1 protein-coding gene is annotated in these 342 nt (G+C 60.8%); it reads right to left on the bottom strand.

The features are described 5' to 3' along the window. Positions 1-210 (bottom strand): TSUP family transporter (locus tag FNJ47_RS46840; protein WP_347341831.1); only part of this gene is annotated, 210 nt, incomplete at its 3' end. Positions 211-342: the final 132 nt, after the last annotated feature.

Raw genomic sequence — 342 nt, 5'->3', positions numbered from 1 at the left:
GCGGAAGTCGATGCTCTTCCAGATCGACGGCAGCGTCGAAACCTGCGCGATGACCGAGCACACCAGCACCAGCGGCACCGCAAGCGTCGGCGGCAGCACATAGAGCCAGATGCCGAGCGCCATCAGCGCGGTGCCGAAGCCGGCGAGACCGGAGACGAAACCGCCGGCAAGCGCGCCGAAGAACAGGATCGCGTAGCTCGCCGGGGTCATCCTCATCTCGTTCTTATGATCGTTGCCGGGACGTTTACACGACGATGGCCGCGGGTACACTTCAAAATCGGCGCTCATCAACGATAATCGGAATGGAAGCATCCCATGACTGCGAACCCGCAAAAAACCTTT

The organism is Bradyrhizobium uaiense (genome assembly GCF_010811875.1).
Taxonomy (GTDB): domain Bacteria; phylum Pseudomonadota; class Alphaproteobacteria; order Rhizobiales; family Xanthobacteraceae; genus Bradyrhizobium; species Bradyrhizobium uaiense.
Note: the sequence above shows the minus strand (reverse complement) of the source record. Positions and strands in the feature narration are given on the sequence as shown.